The sequence below is a fragment of the Nocardioides sp. genome (genome assembly GCF_031397825.1).
Taxonomy (GTDB): Bacteria; Actinomycetota; Actinomycetes; order Propionibacteriales; family Nocardioidaceae; genus Nocardioides.
On sequence record NZ_JANNML010000019.1, the window covers coordinates 1 to 19,463 of the forward strand.

Annotated in this window: 13 protein-coding genes and 2 pseudogenes; 7 read left to right on the forward strand and 8 right to left on the reverse strand. The window is 70.8% G+C overall.

The window, feature by feature from the left end:
* Positions 1–285 (forward strand): annotated as a pseudogene (locus tag RMN98_RS01115) (hypothetical protein); the annotation flags it as partial.
* A gap of 198 nt (positions 286–483) precedes the next feature.
* Here the strand turns inward: RMN98_RS01115 and RMN98_RS01120 are convergent.
* On the reverse strand, positions 484–1,716 hold the full coding sequence (locus RMN98_RS01120) for a DUF222 domain-containing protein (RefSeq protein ID WP_309646961.1): 1,233 nt from the start codon (positions 1,714–1,716) through the stop codon (positions 484–486).
* A gap of 106 nt (positions 1,717–1,822) precedes the next feature.
* Positions 1,823–3,892 carry a hypothetical protein gene (locus RMN98_RS01125; RefSeq protein ID WP_309646962.1) on the reverse strand — a complete coding sequence of 690 codons (2,070 nt, stop codon included), beginning with the start codon at positions 3,890–3,892 and terminating at the stop codon, positions 1,823–1,825.
* Between the two features lie 92 nt (positions 3,893–3,984).
* Here RMN98_RS01125 and RMN98_RS01130 point away from each other — a divergent pair, with 92 nt between their 5' ends.
* The 3 genes from RMN98_RS01130 to RMN98_RS01140 all read left to right on the forward strand — a co-directional run bounded on the left by RMN98_RS01130 (position 3,985) and on the right by RMN98_RS01140 (position 6,486).
* The gene (locus RMN98_RS01130) at positions 3,985–4,371 is read left to right on the forward strand and encodes a hypothetical protein (RefSeq protein WP_309646963.1); all 387 of its coding nucleotides are present in this window, start codon (positions 3,985–3,987) and stop codon (positions 4,369–4,371) included.
* An 88-nt stretch (positions 4,372–4,459) separates the two neighbouring features.
* Entirely contained in the window at positions 4,460–5,422 is a 963-nt protein-coding gene (locus RMN98_RS01135) for a hypothetical protein (RefSeq protein ID WP_309646964.1), read from the forward strand.
* Positions 5,419–6,486, forward strand: coding sequence for a calcium-binding protein (locus tag RMN98_RS01140; protein WP_309646965.1), 1,068 nt, complete (start codon positions 5,419–5,421; stop codon positions 6,484–6,486). Before RMN98_RS01135 ends, RMN98_RS01140 begins: the two co-directional genes overlap by 4 nt.
* Before the next feature lie 17 nt (positions 6,487–6,503).
* Here RMN98_RS01140 and dapC read toward each other — a convergent pair whose 3' ends face one another.
* Both dapC and fdxA read right to left on the reverse strand, forming a co-directional pair.
* Positions 6,504–7,613: a succinyldiaminopimelate transaminase gene (dapC, locus tag RMN98_RS01145; protein WP_309646966.1), complete on the reverse strand. Its 1,110-nt coding sequence runs from the start codon at positions 7,611–7,613 to the stop codon at positions 6,504–6,506.
* Positions 7,610–7,936, reverse strand: coding sequence for a ferredoxin (fdxA, locus tag RMN98_RS01150; protein WP_309646967.1), 327 nt, complete (start codon positions 7,934–7,936; stop codon positions 7,610–7,612). Before fdxA ends, dapC begins: the two co-directional genes overlap by 4 nt.
* Before the next feature lie 65 nt (positions 7,937–8,001).
* Between fdxA and RMN98_RS01155 the strand changes: the two genes are divergently transcribed.
* A complete protein-coding gene (locus tag RMN98_RS01155) occupies positions 8,002–8,955 on the forward strand; it encodes a GNAT family N-acetyltransferase (protein WP_309646968.1) in 954 nt (317 codons plus the stop codon).
* Here RMN98_RS01155 and RMN98_RS01160 read toward each other — a convergent pair.
* Positions 8,937–9,905, reverse strand: coding sequence for a DUF389 domain-containing protein (locus tag RMN98_RS01160; RefSeq protein WP_309646969.1), 969 nt, complete (start codon positions 9,903–9,905; stop codon positions 8,937–8,939). The two genes, RMN98_RS01155 and RMN98_RS01160, sit on opposite strands and share 19 nt — an antisense overlap.
* A gap of 214 nt (positions 9,906–10,119) precedes the next feature.
* Complete coding sequence (locus RMN98_RS01165; protein ID WP_309646970.1) at positions 10,120–13,401, reverse strand: hypothetical protein; 3,282 nt, start codon at positions 13,399–13,401, stop codon at positions 10,120–10,122.
* Positions 13,402–13,984: 583 nt separating this feature from the next.
* On the opposite strand from RMN98_RS01165, the gene RMN98_RS01170 reads away from it, so the two are divergent.
* Together RMN98_RS01170 and RMN98_RS01175 are read left to right on the forward strand one after the other, a co-directional pair.
* Positions 13,985–15,493, forward strand: a complete 1,509-nt coding sequence (locus tag RMN98_RS01170) for a hypothetical protein (protein ID WP_309646971.1) — start codon at positions 13,985–13,987, stop codon at positions 15,491–15,493.
* Positions 15,494–15,694: 201 nt separating this feature from the next.
* Positions 15,695–17,278, forward strand: a complete 1,584-nt coding sequence (locus tag RMN98_RS01175) for an amidase family protein (RefSeq protein ID WP_309646972.1) — start codon at positions 15,695–15,697, stop codon at positions 17,276–17,278.
* On the opposite strand, the pseudogene RMN98_RS01180 reads toward RMN98_RS01175, so the two are convergent.
* A pseudogene (locus RMN98_RS01180) lies at positions 17,224–18,984 on the reverse strand (VanW family protein). The gene RMN98_RS01175 and the pseudogene RMN98_RS01180 overlap by 55 nt on opposite strands.
* 26 nt (positions 18,985–19,010) lie before the next feature.
* Complete coding sequence (locus RMN98_RS01185; protein ID WP_309646973.1) at positions 19,011–19,352, reverse strand: hypothetical protein; 342 nt, start codon at positions 19,350–19,352, stop codon at positions 19,011–19,013.
* Between the last annotated feature and the right edge of the window lie 111 nt (positions 19,353–19,463).

The window sequence follows — 19,463 nt, forward strand, 5'->3', positions numbered from 1 at the left end:
CAACAGGTCGACCTCCGCATCACCCCTGCCACCTACGGCTGGCGCTTCGGCGACGGCCAGACCGCCTCGACCACCACCCCGGGCGCCGCCTACCCCGACCTCCAGGTCACCCACGACTACCTCACCGCAGGCACCGTCACCCCCGCGGTCGACACGACGTACACCGCGGACTTCCGCGTCAACGCCGGCGTCTGGCGCCCGGTGCCCGGCACCGTCACCATCCCCGGCGCGACCGTGCCGCTCGAGGTCGTCGAGGCCACCCCGACCCTCGTCGGCTACCGCTGACACTGCGCATCGCGGCCCTTGTCGCAGTGGCGACGGGACCAGGTCTCGACAGTGCGGTTGATCGCACGTGCCAGGCACGTCCGATCAACCGCACTGTTCCCCGCCGCCCCTCATCAGCTCACCCGGGAGCACGCCGCGTCCTGATCGTGCGTCTCGACGGCTTGGGCCCTCTCACTCGTCTTCATCGCCACGTGCCCCTCACTCTCGCCTGGTGAAGGAGACCTTCCGGCCCGGGTGGTGCGTCATCTCGTAGGCCGGGTGGTGGGCGAGGTGGTGATGTCGCGAGCACAGCAGCCGGCCATCGTCGACCGAGGTCCCGCCGCCCTGGGACCAGGGGGTGTCGTGGTGGGCCTCGCACCACGCCGGGGGTCGGTCGCACCCGATGGTGGTGCACCCGCGGTCCCTCGCAGCCAGCGCGAGGCGCTGGGTCTCGGAGTGCAGCCGGCGCTTGCGCCCGACGTCGAGGACCTGCGACTCCCCGCCGAGCACGACCGGGATGACACCTGCCCTGCAGGCGAGCTGCCGGGCCAGGCCGGGGCTGATCATCGTGCCGGTGTCGAGCTGGGCTGCTCGAAGGCCACCCGTCAACGTCTCGTGGCTCATCGTGACGACGACCGTGGCCGGGACGCCCCCGGCATCGGGGACCCGGTCGGTCGGAAAGCGCTCGATGAACTCCCCGAAGGCCTTCCCCATGCCCTCCGGCGTCGCACCCAAGCCGCCGTGTCGAGGTGACGCCAGGGCCTGCAGGACCTTGCGCATCAGGTCGGCCTTCCACGTGGGCAACGTGAACCGGCCATGCGTCCGGCCATGCCCGTCGTCCGACATGGTCAGCCTCTGCGCCGCCTCCGCAGCCCTCTCCTCGGCAGCCAGGTCCTTCGCGAGCTGCGCCTCCCCCACCTCGGGGGCGACCACGTCCAGGACCCGTCGGCCCAGGACCCGCAGGGCTCGCGCGTCATGGTGCTCGGCCTCCGCGAGCAGATGCGCGCGCGCCTGGTCCCGCACCGCGGCGTCAACCTCCGCAGGGAGCGCATCCACAGCGTCCACCACCACCCGGGCCTGCTCCGCACGCAACCCACCCGCCGCCAACGCGGCACCGACCTCGGCATGACGCTCCTCGACCGCCACCGCATGCGTGACCCGCCGGTGCGCCTCCACCGCGGTCATCCGGCTCTCGTGAGCCCACCACGCCGCCACCGACGTCGCCCCCACCTCGTCAACAGCACCCGTGCGGTGCGCATGAGCCAGCAGCGTGATCTCGAGAGCCGCGACCATCGAGGCGACCTCGGTCAGGTCCAGCACCGCCTGGCGGACCTCCGCGTCACGCATCGACCACACCGGCCCCTGGCCCAGCAGCGCGAGCCGGTCCTTCAGATGTCCGAGCGCGACACCGACCGGGTGTCCCCGATCGACGTGCTGCCCGGTGCTGGTCATGGACCCATCGAAGCAGGACCCACCGACAGTAGGACCCCTGAGGACGGCGCGATTCCCCCACCTGGGGTACATCAACCAAAGAAATTTTCGAGCCCGCGCCTCGGTCTCACCGGAGCTCCCACACGACCGGGACCAGCGGGTCGGCGCGGTAGGAGCAGTAGGTGCCCGTGCACACGGTGCGGTCGAGGTGGGCGGCGAGGTCGGGGTGCTGCTCGGCAAGGCGTCGCAGGGCGTAGCGCAGTGAACGCGTGACGCTGCTGCGGGCGCGCTCGGCGCTGCCGCCCGTCGTACGCGGGCGGCCGCCGAGTCCGACGGCGCTGGCGAGCTCGTGGACGAGGTAGTCGCGGTCGCGCTCGGCGAGGGCCAGTCGTCCCAGGTCGTCCATCGAGCGAGCCTCCTCGATGTCCTCGTCGACCTCGCGCAGGCGGCGACGATAGGCCTCCCGGGCCACGTCGTCCAGGACCGGGAGCCCCGCACCGACGTCGACCGAGCCCTCGACACACCCGCCCGGACGCGTGACGACACCCTGCTCCTGCGCGACCAGGTCGAGCACGTGGTGCTCGCGACCGGGCTCGGCGAGCAGACGTTCGAGGTAGCGGAAGCCGACGAGATCGACGAGATCGATCTCCACACCCGCGAGTCCCACTCGACGCAGACCCCCCTGCCGGCGGAACGTCGCGACCGTCGGGCCCACCTCGGAACCCACCTCCGGGAGGAGACCGTCCGCGCCCCCAGACGGCTGGAGCTGCCGGGCGACCCGGGACGCCTGACCCAGCGCGCCGAAGGCGACGAAGGCGGCGTGCGCGCTCTCCCACTCCAGTCGGGCCGGTGCGTGCTGCCCAGCAGCCTGATGCACGTCGCCCAGGACCACCCGCGCCACCGCTGCCTCGTACGGCGCACCCGCCTCGACCCAGCTGCTGATCGCGACCGCACAGCACTCGGCCGCCTGCGGCAGGCGGTCCTGGGCCAGAGCCGCGCGGCCGCGGGCGAAGGAAGCCGTCGCCGCCAGCCCCGTCGTGGGATAGCGCTCGGCGATCGCCTCCAACGCCGACGCCGCACGCTCCAGCGTCACCACGTCGCCCGTGACCGACGCGATGGCCGCCTGCGCCTCCAGCAGCGGGGCCAGGCGCAGCTCGTCGAAGGGCGGACGCTCCTTGGAGGGGATGTCGAGCGGGTGCTCGATGGCGGACGCGATCAGCTCGGCCGCCTCGCCGGGCCTCCCCTGCTCCAGGCGCAGCAGGGCCAGCCCGGGGTGCGGGCACCAGGCGTGCTCGTGCGCGCTCCGGAACGCCTCGTCGGCCCCGTCGAGGTCGCCGGCGCGGAGCCGGATCGTGCCGAGCTCGACGAGCGGCCACCCGAACTCGCGGCGCATCCACGGCCGCAGCTCGGCGCACGCGGCAAGCGCCTCGGTCTCCGCAGCACCGGCCGGCCCGGAGACCCTCAGCAGCTCGGCGCGGTGCACCCGGCAGCGGCCATGGATCGCCCCGAAGGCGACGCCGTGGCGCCAGTGCTCCATGACGTCGGTCCACTCCCGCGCCCGCTCGTGGTGCGCCAGGTTCTGAGCGGCGCAGATGAGCTCGCAATACATCATCCCGGTCGTCAGGGCGTCGACGTCGCCGGACATCAGCACGGCGGCGACCTCGTCGAGGAGCGCCAGGCCGCCCTCGACGTCCCCCGCCGAGATGCGCAGTCGCGCCGCCGCCGTACGCCCGACCACCACAGCGGGCAGCACGTCGTGCCGCTCGCCGAGCTCGATCGACAGCGCCGCCTGCTGCGTCGCGCTCACGGCATCGCCGCTCATGAAGCGCTCGTAGGTGCGCACCATCGCCACCAGGGCGTACGGCGGCACGTCGCCGTGACCTGCCAACAGCCGCTCGGCACGAGCCAACCAGCCCCGCACCGGCGCCATCAGCCCGGTGTCCATCATGAGGTGGAGGGCGACCATCGCCGCCACGCGCGCGGCCTCGACCTCCTCCCCCGCACCGACCAGCAGCCGGTGCGCGTCCTCGTAGGACGACACCGCGGCCTCGAGGTCACCGTCGCCATAGCAGGCGCGGGCCAGCAGCTCCAGCCGAGCTGGGTCCCCGGCCGTCGCCTCATCGGAGCGCAGGTCGTCACGAGCCTCCCGCCACGCTCCACGATCCAGCGCCGCCTGAGCCCGCGCCAGCGCCGTCACTGTCGCATTGTGACACCGCTTGTCACGCCTGAGGAGTGTCAGCAGCACTCCCGCCGGCTCCCGCCGACACCGACTCTCCGAGAGGCACCACCATGCGCATCGACAAGCACGACATCCCGGTCAAGATCGACGTCCCGGGCGCCCGGGCCCGCCACCTCGCCGACTTCGGCGGCGACGCATCCGGCCCGCTCGCTGCGGAGTACTTCTCCCTCGGCGCCGGCACCGACATCGCGCCGTTGCTCGTCGGGCTCGAGGACGACGCCTGCCAGGCGGCGCACTGGGGCTACCTGATCAGCGGTGCCGTGGTCGTCAGCTACACCGACGGCTCGAGCGAGACGGTCACCGGCGGGGACGTCTTCCACTGGCCCGCAGGCCACAGCGTGCGCGTGGAGCAGGACGCCGAGGTGATCCTCTTCAGCCCCGTCGTCGCGCACGCGCGGGTCATGGACCACATGCTCGCGGCGATGGCACAGGCCTGACGTCCGGCCGAGGAGGGCGAGCCCCCGTCGTCAGGTCCTGGCTCGCCCTCCTCAGGCAACGCTCAGCACCACTCTGGACAATGGGTCCATGCGAAGGGGAGCGGGCACCGCGATCGTCGGCGCCGCGGCCGTGGCCGTGGTCGCCGCGGTGGGCTACGGCGTGGTCACCGGCACCGGTCCGCTGGGCCCGGCCTCCGACGAGTGCACCGCGACCGTCGACGGTCACAGCGTCGACCTCACGCTCGAGCAGGCGGAGAACGCCGGACTCATCACCGCCATCTCCATCCGCCGAGGACTGCCGGCGCGGGCGGCGTCGATCGCGCTGGCCACGGCCTACCAGGAGTCCGACCTCTACAACATCGACTACGGCGACCGGGACTCGCTCGGCCTCTTCCAGCAGCGGCCCTCCCAGGGCTGGGGCAGCGAGGAGCAGGTGCTCGACCCGGTCTATGCGACCAACGCGTTCTACGACGCGCTCGCCGAGGTCGACGGCTACGAGGGCCTCGAGATCACCGTGGCCGCGCAGGAGGTGCAGCGATCGGGCTTCCCCGACGCCTACGCCGACCACGAGCTCGACGCGCGCACGATCGCCTCAGCCCTGACCGGCAACTCCCCCGAGGCGTTCAGCTGCGAGATCGACGACGACGCTGAGGCGGCCGACACCGCGCTGCTCGAGACCGGCCTGACCGAGCGGGCCGACGTCGTACGACGGGAGGCGCTGGGGATGTTCGGCGACCTGGCGCTCGGTGGTTTCGCGCCAGGAGGCGTGAGCAGCGGCCACATCGAGGGGTCCGCGCACTACGAGGGACGGGCCGTCGACATCTTCTTCCGCCCGATCAACGCCGAGAACAAGCAGAGCGGCTGGGCGGTCGCGCACTACCTGATGGCCCAGGCCGACCGGCTCGACATCAAGACGATCATCTTCGACGACCGGATCTGGACGGCGAGCCGCTCCGACCAGGGCTGGCGCGACTACGACGCGCCCTCGGGTCCCGGCGACCGGCAGATCCTCGAGCACCGCGACCACGTGCACATCGACGTCTCCGCATGACGCGCGCTCGCGCGGCACTGACCGCCTCCGTCCTCGTCGCGGTGGCCGCCGCCCTCCCCGCCTGCACCGGCGGCTCCGAGCGCGAGCTGCCGGACGAGTGCGGCGGACGCCGCGTGACCATCAGCGGCACGGCCGGGGACGACGTGATCACCGCGACGAGCGCCGACGACGTGATCGCGACCGGCGACGGCGACGACGTCGTCGATGGCCTGGAGGGTGACGACGTGATCTGTGGCGGTGAGGGCCAGGACCGGTTGGACGGCGGGCCGGGCGACGACGAGCTCCATGGTGGGCTCGACTCCCGCGAGTCCGCCGACGACGACTTCTACCGCTGGAACGCCGACACGCTGGTCGGCGGCCCGGGCGACGACCTCCTCGACGGCGGTGTCGACGACCGGCACGAGCCGTCGGAGACCAGCGACACGATCGTCTTCTCGGGCTCTCCCCGAGGCGTCGAGGTCGACCTGGTCGCCGGCACCGCCACCGGGGACGGGACCGACAGGATCGAGGGCCAGGTCCGCCACGTCGAAGGCTCGCCGCACGACGATCGCATCCTGGGATCGGCCGACGACGACATCCTCTACGGCAACGAGGGAGCCGACGAGCTGGTCGGACGCGACGGCTCGGACCTCCTCTACGCCGGGGTGGCCGACAGCAACAGCCGGGACCGTTCGCCCCACGTCCTGATCGGTGGGGAGGGCGCGGACACCTTGGTGGCCGAGTCCGGCGACGACCAGCTCCGGGGAGGCGGCGGCGACGACTCGTTGCAGGGCGGCGCCGGCGTGGACGTGGTGCGCGGCGGCCCCGGAGATGACCACCTCCTCGACCTGCTCGGCTTCGCCCCCGGCCAGGTGGTCGACGGCGGTCCGGGCTCCGGGGACCGCGCCTCCAGCTTCGGCCTCCAGCTGCGCGGACGCTTCGTCCGGGCCGCGGGCGTGATCCACCTGGCCGAGGGTTATCTGCGGGCGCGCTTCGGGGACACGACCGTCGAGGTCGCCTTCACCGGGCTCGAGGACGTGACTGCGCCCGACGGCCGCTGGCGCCTCATCGGCGACCCCGGCTGACGCGACCGGAGCGGCACTCAGGCCAGGCGCGCGACGGCGGCGGCGACCCGCTCGTCGGTGGCGGTGAAGGCGACCCGCACGTGCTGGGAGCCGGCAGCGCCGTAGAAAGACCCGGGCGCCACGAGGATCCCCCGCTCCGCCAGCCACGAGACCGTCGTCCAGCAGTCCTCGTCGCGCGTCGCCCAGAGGTAGAGCGAGGCCTCCGAGTGCTCGATGCGGAACCCCGCACCCTCCAGGGCGGTGCGCAGCGAGGCCCGGCGGGCGGCGTACGTCGCGTGCTGGACCGCGACGTGCTCGTCGTCGTCGAGGGCGGCGATCATCGCGCGCTGCTGGGGGCCGGGCATCTGCAGGCCGAGGTTCTTGCGCACGGCGAGCAGCTCGCCGACGAGCGCCGGGTCACCGGCGACGAAGGCGCAGCGGTAGCCCGCGAGGTTGGAGCGCTTGGAGAGCGAGTGGACCGAGAGGATGCCCTCGTGCGAACCACCCGAGACCGAGGGGTGGAGCACCGAGACGGGCGATGCCTCCCACGCGCACTCGAGGTAGCACTCGTCGGAGACCAGGATCGTGCCGCGCTCGCGGCACCAGTCGACGACCTTCTTGAGGTGCTCGGGGGGCAGGACCCGGCCGCTGGGGTTGGACGGCGAGTTGAGCCAGAGCAGCGCGGGCGTCTCGGGACCGAGCGAGGTCAGCGAGTCGGTGGCCACGGCCCGGGCGCCGACCAGCGCCGCGCCGACCTCGTAGGTCGGGTAGGCCAGCGCCGGGTAGGCGATGAGGTCGCCCGCACCGATGCCGAGGTGGCCGGCCATGGAGCCGATCAGCTCCTTGGAGCCGATCACCGGCAGCACGCCGTCGAGACCGAGGCCCGTGACGCCGTGCCGACGCGCCAGCCAGTCGATGGCGGCCTGGCGCGTCTCGACCAGGCCGATCGTCAGCGGGTAGCCCGGCGAGTCCGCCGCCGCCCGCAGCGCGTCCTGGACGACGGCGGGGGTGGGGTCGACGGGGGTGCCGACCGAGAGGTCGACGTTCCCGTCAGCGTGCTCGCGCGCCGTGGCGGCGTACGACGTCAGGTGGTCCCAGGGGAAGTCCGGGAGCCTCGAGGAGACCGTCGTCCGGACTCCCCGGGTCACTCGTCGTGCTCTTGCGGGTCGAGCGCGGCGACGATCGGGTGGTCCTTGTCGATCTCACCCATCTTGGCCGCGCCACCGGGCGAGCCGAGGTCCTCGAAGAACCCGACGTTGGCGGTGTAGTAGTCCTTCCACTGCTCCGGCACGTCGTCCTCGTAGAAGATCGCCTCGACGGGGCAGACCGGCTCGCACGCACCACAGTCGACGCACTCGTCGGGGTGGATGTAGAGCATCCGCTTGCCCTCGTAGATGCAGTCGACAGGACACTCGTCGACACACGCGCGGTCCTTGAGGTCGACGCACGGCTGGGAGATGACGTAGGTCACCGGGTCCTCCTGAGGACAGTAGATCGGGGCAATCCCTGAGAGCGGGCTCAGCCTAGTATCACCGCGTGCCCGGAGTGCAGGAACCCCACCATGTGGGCGATGTCGGTGTCGGCCAGCACCGCCTGGGACCCCACGTCGTCGGCCAGCGCGTCGTCGTACGACGAGTCGTCCGCGGCGAGACGGGTCCCACCGGTGGCCCGGCGCTGACCGACCTGCTCGGCACCTGTGTCGCGTGGGGGGACGGGGTGTGCGTCGTCCAGCCGGCAGCGGGCGCTCCGGTGCGGATCGAGATCGGCGACATCGTGTCGGGCAAGCCGGTGCCGCAGCGGCCGTCCGTGCGCGACCGCGTGCCGGCCCGTGACGCCCAGGTGCTGGGCCTCGCCCTCTTCGCCGACCTCGAGACCGAGCCGCTCGGCGACTGGGTGCTGCGCCGCTCCCCCACCGCGACCGCGCGCCGGGCCAACTCGGTGCTGGCGTTCGGCGCGTCGGGTCTGTCCGGCGACGAGGCCTACGCCCGGGTCGTCGGCTTCTACGACGGCGTCGACCAACGACCGATCGCGGCCGTGCTGCCCGACTCGGCCGAGTGCTCGCTGTTCGAGGACCGCGGGTGGGTGCCCGAGAGCACCGACGCCGACACGGTCTTCCAGGTGACCTCCGTGTCGCTGGCCGCGCGGGCCCTGCGTGGCGCGGCTGTGACCGACCTCGAGGTCCGGCTCGCGGAGAGCGGCGACCAGGCGATCGCACACGTCGTCGATGGTGACGGTGACGTGCCTGTCGCGGGTGGCGTGGCTGCCTTCGGCCGCGACTGGGTCGGCTTCCGCAGCATCGAGGTCTCCCCCGACCACCGGCGCCGTGGCCTCGGGCTCGCGGTGATGGGCGCCCTCCTCGACTGGGGTGCCCAGCGTGGGGCGACGACGGCGTACCTCCAGGTGCTGGGCGACAACGAGCCGGCCCTCGCGCTCTACGAGAGGCTGGGCTTCCGGGAGCACCACCGCTACCGCTACCTCGCGCGGGCCTGACCGCTGCCGAAGATCCTCTCGGAGTGCGCGACCAGCCACGGCCAGGTCGTGCGGACCAGCAGCAGGAGCAGGCTCCCGGCGATGACCATGCCGGCCACGTTGGCGCCGAGCTGGGCCAGCGAGCCGAGGATCTCGCCCTGGTCCCACACGGCGATGCCCAGGGCGAGGTTGCCCGCAGCAGGCACCGTCGTCACGCTGATGAAGACGCCGACCATCGTGGCGGAGCGCTCGATCGCGAGCGCGAGCGCGCCCGCGGCCCCAGCGAAGAGCGCGACGACGAACGACCACGCGTCGGGGTGCCAGATGAAGCCGGTGTTGGGCCGAGGTCTCGAGACATCGGCGTCGGTGAGCAGGCCGGTCCCGTGCGCGACGAGGGCCATGAGCGTCACGACGAAGATCGCAAAGGCGAAGGAGAGGACGAGCAGGCGCAGGCTCCGTCCGACCAGGCCCCAGCGGCCCAGGACGATGCCGGCGCAGACCGACGCGATCGCGCTGAACTCCGGCCCCACGACCATCGCGCCGATGACGAGCACGGCCGAGTCGGTGACGACCGCGATGCCGGCCAGTGCCACGGCGATCACCAGGAAGACGTGGAAGCTCAACGTGGGCACGGCTCCCGCCTCCGCCTGGCCCTCGACGGACTCCCAGATGACGGCGTCGTCCGGGTGCCCGGGCGCGTCCGCCTCGAGCTGGCGGGCCGTCTCGAACGGCGTGCCGGTCGGCGCCGTGATCACGATGCCGCCCTGCTCGTGCACCCCGAGGTCGCGCAGGCAGGTCAGCACCTCACCAGCGTGCTCGCGCGCCACGTCGCACTCGATGAGGTCGCCCGCGGGCTTCACCACCGCGCCCGGCTGGACGGTCAGGTTGGTGATCGAGTGGTTGTCGAGGAGGAAGTCGCGGACGGCGTCGCTCATCGCGACCGGCGTCGTCAGGCGGAAGTGGACCAGCACGAGCACACGGTACGGTGCCCCGAACCGCTCGCGGCGTACGGAGCGATTCGGGGCACCCGCTCGCAGCGGCAGCAGCGAATGCCCCGAACCGCGACTGTGGGATCAGCCTCAGGAGATGTCGTGCCGGGCGCACGACCCTGGCGGCGGAAGAGGGGTGGCCCGGCGAACCGGGCCACCCCCTATTTCCAGGACGAGTCAGCCGAGGCCGACCGGACTACTGGACACGGGCGATGTTGCTCGTCCCCCTCGTGGTGCGGGCCGTCGCCCTGACGACTGCGAAGTAGCGCGTCGCCCTGGCCCCGTTCTTGTCGGTGACGGTGAACACCTTGACTCCGGTCGCGTTCAGGGCTCCGGTCTTCACCAGGACCCGCCTGCCGTTGGCGAGCCTGAACAGCTGGACCGTCGCACCGAAGGCCTTGGGAGCCTTCACGGTGATCTGGTCCCGACGGCCCTTGTCCCTGCCTGCGGCACGGGGGCTGATGCTGTCCTTGCCGCCGGGCTGTCCACCGGTGAAGGTGACATTGTCCGGCCCCACGGTGTACTGACGCACGAACTCGTCGTTGAAGATGACCGCCGTGATCGACGCCGTCCCCGCCTGGTTGCCGGCGAAGTCGTAGAACGCCTGCCCGGCAGCATTCGTGGTGTCGCTGGCGTTGCCGTCGGAGTCTCCGTCGGCGGAGGGACCCACCCGGAGGAACCCGACGGGCATGCCCTCGATGGGCTGGCCCTCCTGGTCGATCGCGGTGAGGACCTCAGTGACGGCCGAGCCTGCGGGGACCGAGTCCGGACCCTGCTGCGCCAAGGACATCGTCGCCCGGGAGGCGTCGTAGTCCAGCTCGTACCAGTTGATCGCCGCGGTGTTCGCCTCGATGTCAACAGGCACCGTCGTGAAGGCGGCGCCGGGGTTGGCCGGGTCGAATGCCGAGGTCTCCGGGTTGTCGACGTAGATGGACTCCACGGCGTCGGTCAGCTCCACGTTGATCGTCTGGCTCGTCGCCGCATCGGCGAAGGCCTGGATCGCAGGCTGCCCGAGTGCGAATCGGGAGAGAGCGCCTCCCACGACGGCGGCCACCGGCGTGTTGTCGGTCGTGTTGAGCACCTGCGAGGTCGGGTTTCCGAACTGGTCGAAGGTGGAAGCGTCGTAGTCCACGGTCTGTCCAGTGCCGGTCCGGTCGCCGGCTCGCGCCTGCGGCAGGATCGAGGAGTCCTGGTCGCTCGAGAGCGCGACCACGAGCGGGTTGGCCGCACGCGGGTTCAACGGGACGGCGTTGGTCGTCCAGGTGAGGTCGTGCGAGTCACTCTTGCCTCCGGCGGAGGCGGTGATCGAGTCATCCACCAGCCCGTCGTCGTCGAAGCCGGTGTTGCGCTCGATGTTGGCGACGAAGAGCCCCTCACCGTTGTCGTCAGTCGTCACCGCGATGGTCTTGCCGGCCGACGCGAAGTCGATGGGCGCGCCCGGCGCCGGGGTCGGCTCGAACGGGTTGGTGGCGATGTTGACGAAGTTGCCTTGGCTGATGCTCATGTTGACGACGAGGTCGGTCAGGGCGATGCCGTCGGCGTTGAACGCCTCGACGTGGCCGAGGCCGAGACCACCGGGGACCAGAGCGGCCGTGAAGGGCGCAAGCAGCCCATCAGCGGCTGTGCCCGTGTCGTCGTTGATGATCCGGATGACCGCCGGCGCCAGCGAGCGCAGGAAGTCGATCTCCAACGTGACCGGGTCGTTCTCGGTGTCGAGCCCGTTGGGCAGGGCGTCCGACGACACGATGAGCTGGGCGTCGAGCTCCTGGCCGTTGGGCACGGCAGGGTCCTGGACCGCGACACCGAAGGTGCCGTCAGCCAAGGTCACGACGTTGGCCTCGAAGTTCGAGCCGCGCGTGGTGCCGGCCGGTTGTGCCGGCTGCGGCGCCAGGATCGAGTTGCCCGGCCCACCCGTGCCCGAGACGTAGTCGATGTCCAGCGGCCGGTTGGGCAGCGGGTTGTCGAAGTTGTCCTGGACCAGGCTGCCCCGCTGGATCGTGGTCGACCCGACGAGCGCCTGAGCGGTCGAGCCGTTGTCCCACAGCACCGAGGTGGTGTCGGACTCGATGACGTAGGGCGCTGCGATCGCATCACCGGGAGTCGGGTTGGGGTTGCCGTCGTTGTTGACGTAGGAGCTGATCGTGACCGTCTCCGAGTCGTTGTTGTTCGCGACGTAGTTGAACGTCGCCTTGCCGTCGGCTCCGGTCACGAGGTCGACGTAGGCGCCGTTGATGGGCACGATGGCCGGGTTCAGGTTGACCCGGTCGATCTTGTAGCGCACGGTCGCGCCGCTCATCGGATTGCCGTTCTGGTCCTTGACCAGCAACGTGACGTTGGAGTCCTCCTCGTCATCCATCGCCGTGCCCAGCTCGTTGGTGATGGTGACCGTCGTCGCGACGGAGACGTAGCGCGTCTGCCGCACGTCGAAGAGGAAGTCGGTCCCGTTCTCGTAGGTGCCGTTCTCGTTGACGTCCACCACGTAGTAGGACGCCTGAGCGTTGATCGCTGGGTCGCCATCAGTGCCGTTGTCGATGTCAGCCTCGTTGAGGGTGACCTCGAACATGCCGTTGACGTCGGTTGCGCCGGAAAGCACGTCACCGTTGCCGTCGTTGGCTGCTCCAGCCGCGTCGGACTCGTAGAAGTCCAGGCCCTGGATGGTCCTGGTCTTCTGGTCGGTCGCAGTGAAGACGTAGGTCGTGTTGGCGCCGCTCCCTACAGGAACGTTGACGACCGAGCCGGCCTTGAGCGCCTTGGCCACGTTGCTGACCGTCTGGTCGTAGACCGTCACGACCGTGACGTCGTCGCCGCCGCTGAGAGGGGGGTCCAACTCGCTGCCGACTGCCTGCACCACCACGTCGTCCGTGGCGTCGCCGGTGTTGTTGGCACCGATGTCCACGATGCCGGTGAAGGTGCTCAGCCCACCGGGACCGGCAGACAGGATTGCGGAGTTGGCTGCGGTCACGACATCGGGCCCGACCGCGTTGACATCGACGAGGTCACCGCTGGTCGTGCCGCGCACGACGATCTCACCGTTCCACTGACCCGCTTCGGCACGCAGAACATTGGCGAAGTCCACCGCGTCGTTGGTGCCGTTGGTGACCACGACGGGACGCGTGTCCGTGGCGATGACGTTGTTGCCGTTGTCGAGGGCCTGCACCGTGACGCTCCAGGTGCCCGCCGGAGCGGCCCACTCGAAGGCCGCGACCCCGTTGTCCGGGACCACGGTGGCGATGGGGCCTCCGGTGTAGGAGAACCGGACCGAGTTGACCAGGTTGGCGCCGATCGAGTTCGGGAAGCCTGCGAGCAGGGTGACCGTCGTGTTGTTGCCGTCGTTGCGGGTCGACGCGAACCCCGAGCCCTGCGAGTAGAGCGTCAAGGGATTGGTCCCCTGACCCACCGTCTGGGCCTGGGCCGGCGTCATCGCCAGTCCTGTGAGAGCCAGCGCGGAGATGGCCGAGACGGCCAGTCCACGTTTCATGCCGCTGCGATTCATGGTGATCCTTTCGGAATCGTGTGTCAGACCGAAGTCTCGATCTGCATTCAGGAATGCTCAGGCCGAAGCCGAGACGAAGCGTGAGCACTCGTTGCATGAGGGAATGTATGCGGCACTCTGAAAGCGTGCGCATTAGATGCAACAGCACGCAACCAATCGCAATTAAAGAGGGGCATTTCTTGCGTCTCACCTGGCCTGATCTCCGCCACCACCCCTAGATGAGTGGGCAAGGGCCCCTATTTCGGGGGGTATTTGTCGTTATTTCTTGCGGATTATCCCGGCACCTGCAAGAAAGGATTCAAGCGTGGAATACAGGTGTTTTCCATGGCGCAGGCAATTGTCATCTTGTCGGAGTGGACGGGGGTCGCCCTGCCGTGGATGCTTCCGCCTCGGGGGCTAGGAACGACCACGGCGCGTCGCGCCGTGGAACATGGGGAAGGCATCGTTCGTGACCATCGATCACCACGCACTTCCCGTGAGTCGGGCATGGGACGGTGGCCCGGCACCGCCGCGAAAGCGCGGGCGGCCCTACCGGTTGCCCGCTGATCCCACCCCGATCACAGGGCCGATGACCAGCCTGCGACACCGCACCGCTTGGCTCCTCGGCGTCTCGAGGATCCACTCGACCGACCCCGACCTGGCACGCCGGGACCGTTTCATCCAGCAGCTGCAGGCCCGGGGCATCGTGGTGGACTCGACGCGCCTCAGCCGATGGGAGACCGGCCACCTGCCGGTCGCGAGCACCGTCATCGCCGCCTACGAGCAGGTTCTCGATCTCGCGCCTGGCCAGCTCACCCTGGGCGCCACGGCGCTGATACCTACCAGCGACATGCCCCCCCCTGGTCGCGGGCACGTCGAGCACGACACCCACGCGGTGCATGAGCGACTCGACGCCTTGTTCATCCAAGTCCTGGCTGGACGCGCCCCCGGTCACCTATGGATCGAGCTCGCCGAGCTCCTGACCCGGCACCATCACCTCTACCTGCTCCCTGCGACCTGGGCGCAGACCGCAGACCTGCTTGCGCAGGAGCTCGGCAGGTCCACGGGTCTGGCCTACCTCTCCCGCTTCAAGTCCCTGCGCCTGCTCGTGGCCCACCCCGACTCCCGCCGCGCGGCCGTGCGCGCGATCGGCAGCATCGTCACCAACCCGGCCACCGAGTTCGTCACCCACCCCCTCGTCCTGCTCCAGGAGGTGGACGACCCCCAGGCCAACGACCTGCTCCTGCGACTACTGAGTGACAGCCCCTCGCACCGTCGAGCCGGTGCTTCCTGGGCCCTGACGGGCAAGCTGCAACGAGGTCAGCTCAATGAGGTCGAGCTCGACCGCGTCACGACGACGGCCACCGAGATCCTCCGTTGCTCCCGCTCGATGCTGCAGAGCATCGACGCCCTCAACATCTACCTCCAGCTGCCCCTGCTCCACCAGGCACGCCTGATGAGGTCCATCTCCGACACCGAGACCCGAGCTGCGCTCGAGATGGCCAGCACCCAGGCGGAGATCAGCCACCCCGAGACAGCCCGCTCCGTGTCGGCCAGGATGGCAACGACGGTCCAGGAGCGCACACACACCCCGCATGCGGTCGACCCCGATCCCATGCTGCAGCGACTGATCCGCGAGGCGTTCTTCCACGTCTGCCACGCACGCCGCCACCAGGCGGCGCTGCTGCTGGCCGCCAGTCCCTACCGCGGGCAGCTCGGAGCCCCGCTGCTGCTGCATGCGGGCAATGCCGACGAGCTCATGGCCGTCGCTGCCATGACCACGATGACCTACGTGGCCGACGAGGCCCACCGCGCGAGCCTTCTCGAGCGCGGTCTCACCGACCACCGCCTTCCGGTGCGGGTCGCCGCACTCATGGCCCTCAGCCAGGTCGTCGGCTCCGTGAGCCCCGTCGAGGCACATCGCCTGCGGCTCGCGATGCCCTCCAATGGGCCGCTGCGCACGGCGACCATGCACGTCCTGGGGATCGGCGCCGCAACGCTGCTCCCGGGGATCGACGGTGGCGAAGGCCCGGTGGCACAGGCGCCTCGGTGGTGGGGTGGCAGCGGAGCCATCGCCGAGCCCATGGTCCGGAGCTGATCCGGACCCCGTCACCGGGTCCTCGCCACCGGAGCTGGTCACCAAATTTCCGTCGGCCACCCGAGGTGACCCCCGCCCCGTAAGAGCCCGTCGCAACGGCAGAAACTTCCCCAAGGTCCTAGGACCACAGGTCTAGCCGCACCGAAAACAACCCCCCTGGTGGATAACAGACAAGAAACAACAAGCCGCTACCTTACGTGTGTGCGTGATCTGTCACCGTGGCTCGAGTCGGCTCCCGAGGGTCTTCTGGAGGCCTTCGACCACTTCGAGCACGCGCTCGCGAGCGGTGATCCGGCCACAGTCGCTCACTGGTGGGTGCCGGGCTCCGGGGCGACGTACGCCGGACCCGAAGGGCTCGTGATCGGGAGTGACCTGATCACCTCGATGGCCACCACCGCCCATTCCGAGCCCCCTGCGCGCGACGGCCAGGAGATCGGCACGTTCCACCTCCTGCCCATCGACGGCCAGTGCGCCGTCATCACCCTCACGATGCAGGACGAGACCGGCGCCTGGGGCTCCGAGACCCAGGTCTGGGTCAGTCGCGACGACACCTGGCTGGTCACCGCCATCCACACCTCTCCCCCGGGCACGCAGGCCCTCGACACGCGGGTGTGGCGGGCCGTGGGCGACCCGCTCGTCCCGGGCACACCCGACGGGCCGCTGTCCGGGGAGGCCATGGCCGTCAGCGACCTGCTCGCGGTCGCGGGCCAGCAGATCGGCGCCGGCAGCCCGGCCTGGCTGGCGAACGCCTCGGCCGAGGACTGGGACGCGACCGTCGTCTCCGCACTGCTGAACGCCGGCGCGGACCTGCGCGGCATCTGTCGCACCGACGAGCTCGGCTGGTCCGCCTTCGGTGTCAACCCCCACTACGGCACCGCGCCCAACCCCCAAGCGCCGCGCCGCGTGCCGGGCGGCGCCGCATCCGGGGCCGCCAGCGCCGTTGCCCTGGGCCACGCCAGCATCGGGGTGGGTCTCGACACCGGCGGCTCGCTCCAGGTGCCGGCCGCCTACCAGGGCCTCTACTGCCTGCGTACGACGCACGCGTCGTTGTCGCGCGACCGCGTGGTGCCGCTCAGCCCCACCTTCGACGCGATCGGCTGGCTCGCTCGCGACAGCGCCGTCCTCGCGGCCACCGGTGACGTGCTCGTGCCACCGTCGTTGCGACTGGCGCTGGATCGCGACCACAACCGCGTGGTCGTCGTCCCGGAGCTCCTGAGTCTGGCCGCACCCGACGTGGCGGAAGCGGTCGGTGACTACGCCCGCGAGCTCGGCGCGACCGAGGAGTCGTGGGACCTGGGTGAGCTCGAATCCTGGGTGCAGGCGTTCGTCACCGTCCAGGCCGCCGAGGCGTGGCAGGAGCACCGCGAGTGGTTGGCCGAGTGCATCGACGACCTCAGCCCTGCGGTGCGGGTCCGTTTCCTCGCCGGCGCCGCCGTCCCCGCCGACGCGGCAGCAGAGGCAGCCGCGACCGTCGTCAGAGCCGGCGAGACCGTCAGGAAGCTGGTGGCCGACCGGTTCGTCGTGCTCCCGGCCGCTCCGTCCGTCGCTCCCCGTCTCGACGCCGACCTCGCCGCGGCCGAGGCGGCGACCCTGCGGCTGACCTGCTTCGCCAGCCTGGGCGGGCTGCCCGCCCTCACCGTGCCTGTCACCGGGCCCGGGCTGCCGCGTGCGGCCTGCCTCCTGGCTGCTCAAGGCCGCGACCGCGACCTGCTCGCGCTCGCGGTGCGGACTCAGTCGTCGATCGAGCCCGGCGGCCGACAGATCACCGTGTCGGACGCGGTGTAGTCGGTGTGGAACTTCTCCTCGCGCACCACCTCGTCCGACCCCGGCCTGCTGAAGTAGCGGAACACGTCGACCTGGAAGCCGGAGTAGCCGGTGTTGGGGTAGCAGTCGGGCGTGTCCAGCGTGCGCGTCGCGGGTGAGACGTAGGCATAGCGGTCCGAGGTCGAGGTCGTGATGTCCCACGTCTTGGTGGAATACATCGAGACCGTCAGCACCCCCTGCGACGACGGGGTGCTGGGGCTGAGCGAGGCCTTCACCAGCACGCCGTACGTGGTGTCGTTCTGGAAGCGCAGGTCGATCGAACCGAAGGCGACGGTGGCCTCGCGCCCCACGGGGTAGCGGTCGATGTAGAACGAGTGCGGCTTGTGCTCGACGTCCTTGAGCCCGGCGAAGAACGCGGCATTGAAGGTGGTCGTCGCCATCTGGGAGACCCCGCCGCCGAGGTCCTCCTAGAAGATGCCGTGGCTGATGATGAAGCCCTCGGTGAACCCGTTCTCGCGAGTGCGCTCGCCGACGATGTCGTTGAGGGAGAAGGTCTCGCCGGGCTCGAGCACGGTGCCGTCCACGATCTCGGCGGCCCGGCCGATGTTGATGTTGCGGTAGTCGGCGTAGGGGAAGTAGGTCGTGAACGTCGACACCTGCTCGCGGATCTTGAGCGCACGAGCTTCCTTGGTCGTGAAGTCGGCGTCGACGACGGTCGCCTCGACCTCCATCTCGCGCTCGCCCTCGGGCCGCGTGACCAGGGTCAGGAACGCCTCCGTGACGACCGAAGGCTCGTAGGTGACCCCCGGCTTGGCCGGCACCACGCGCGGCTTGTCGTCGACGACCTCGAAGGACGCATCCACGGGCGCGCCGTCCTGACTGATCCCCTCGGAGACCAGCGCGGTCAGCCGGTCGGTGTCGAGCTCGGGCACCAGCACGCCCTCCTCGGCCCTCATCCCCAGCACCCGGGCGAACTCGCGCGGCTGCAGCCGCACGGGCGAGTCGCCGAAGACCAGCGTGACCGAGCTCGACAGCGCCGGGTTGGCGAAGTCGTCGAGCGCGCTCTGCACGTCGGCCATGTCGATGTCGGGTGCGATGTCGGTCAGGGTGAGCTCGACGTCCGCCTCGTCGGAGAGGTACGCCGAGACGAGGGCCTCGCGCGCGGCCTCCGGGTCGAGCCCCTCGCCCACGACGGGGTCGGTCACGACGATCTCGCCGCGCCGGAAGTCGACGGCCCCGTCGACGGGCTCGCTGCCGAGGTCGCCGCCGAGCCGCTCCACCAGCGCGTCGAGCTTGCCCTCGTCGACGCTCACGACGGCGTCGAGGTCGTCGCCACCGGTGTAGTAGTCCCAGAGTCGCTGGGGCTGCCAGCTCTGCTCACCACCGGCCTCGGCGACCGAGGCGAGGTAGTCGACCGACAGGCCCGCATCCTCGGGCTGCACGGCCTCGGTCCGGTCACCGACCGTGACGGTGATGGGGGCGTCGACCCTGTCGACCAGCCCCTCCTCCAGCGCCTGGGCGGCCTGGGCCTGCGTGCGCCCGCCGATGCTGACGCCGGCGACGGTCGTGCCGCGCGGCACCTTGTCACCCGCGGCGAGGTAGGCGGCGGCGTAGCCACCCCCCACCAGCAGGGCCAGCCCCACCAGGACGAGCAGCACCACGCGGCCCCCGTTGCGCTCGGGGCGCGGGTCGGACTCGCTGGGCGTCGTGTCGTCCCACAGGCTCATCGCGTCAGTCTACGAAGGACGGCCCCTCACTTCCGGAGGCGCCCCCCGGCCCGGAAAGTCGGCGCCGGCAGCGTCGCCAGGCTGAAGATCAGCACCGCCACGCCGAAGCCGAGCAGCGCATAGCCCTGGGCGTCGGCGGAGATCACGTAGTCGCCCTCGGGGCGGGGGACGGACAGGTAGGCCGCCATCGCCGCCCAGCCGGCACCGAACGCCGCGCGCAGCCACCACCCGGGCGGCAGCGCCCACAGCGCCGCGGAGGTGGCGACGACGCCGAGGAGCAGTCCCCACCACAGCGGGTGCAGGGCGACGCTCGCGAGCCCGACGGCCGCGCCGCCCAGCAGCAGCGCGAGCGCCGACAGGAGCTTCACCGGCCCCTCAGATGCCGGCGAAGAGGTCGGTCTCGATGCCGTCCCGGTTGAGCTCGCCGGGCGAGCCCTTGACGATGCGGTAGTACTCGATCCCCCACGCCGTCGCGCCCA

Excerpts from the sequence above, each read along its gene's own strand:
- RMN98_RS01170 (WP_309646971.1), top strand. The coding sequence starts at position 13,985 with ATGACCAGCCTGCGACACCGCACCGCTTGGCTCCTCGGCGTCTCGAGG.
- RMN98_RS01135 (WP_309646964.1), top strand. The coding sequence starts at position 4,460 with ATGCGAAGGGGAGCGGGCACCGCGATCGTCGGCGCCGCGGCCGTGGCC.
- RMN98_RS01165 (WP_309646970.1), bottom strand. The coding sequence starts at position 13,401 with ATGAAACGTGGACTGGCCGTCTCGGCCATCTCCGCGCTGGCTCTCACA.
- RMN98_RS01140 (WP_309646965.1), top strand. The coding sequence starts at position 5,419 with ATGACGCGCGCTCGCGCGGCACTGACCGCCTCCGTCCTCGTCGCGGTG.
- RMN98_RS01130 (WP_309646963.1), top strand. The coding sequence starts at position 3,985 with ATGCGCATCGACAAGCACGACATCCCGGTCAAGATCGACGTCCCGGGC.
- RMN98_RS01120 (WP_309646961.1), bottom strand. The coding sequence starts at position 1,716 with ATGACCAGCACCGGGCAGCACGTCGATCGGGGACACCCGGTCGGTGTC.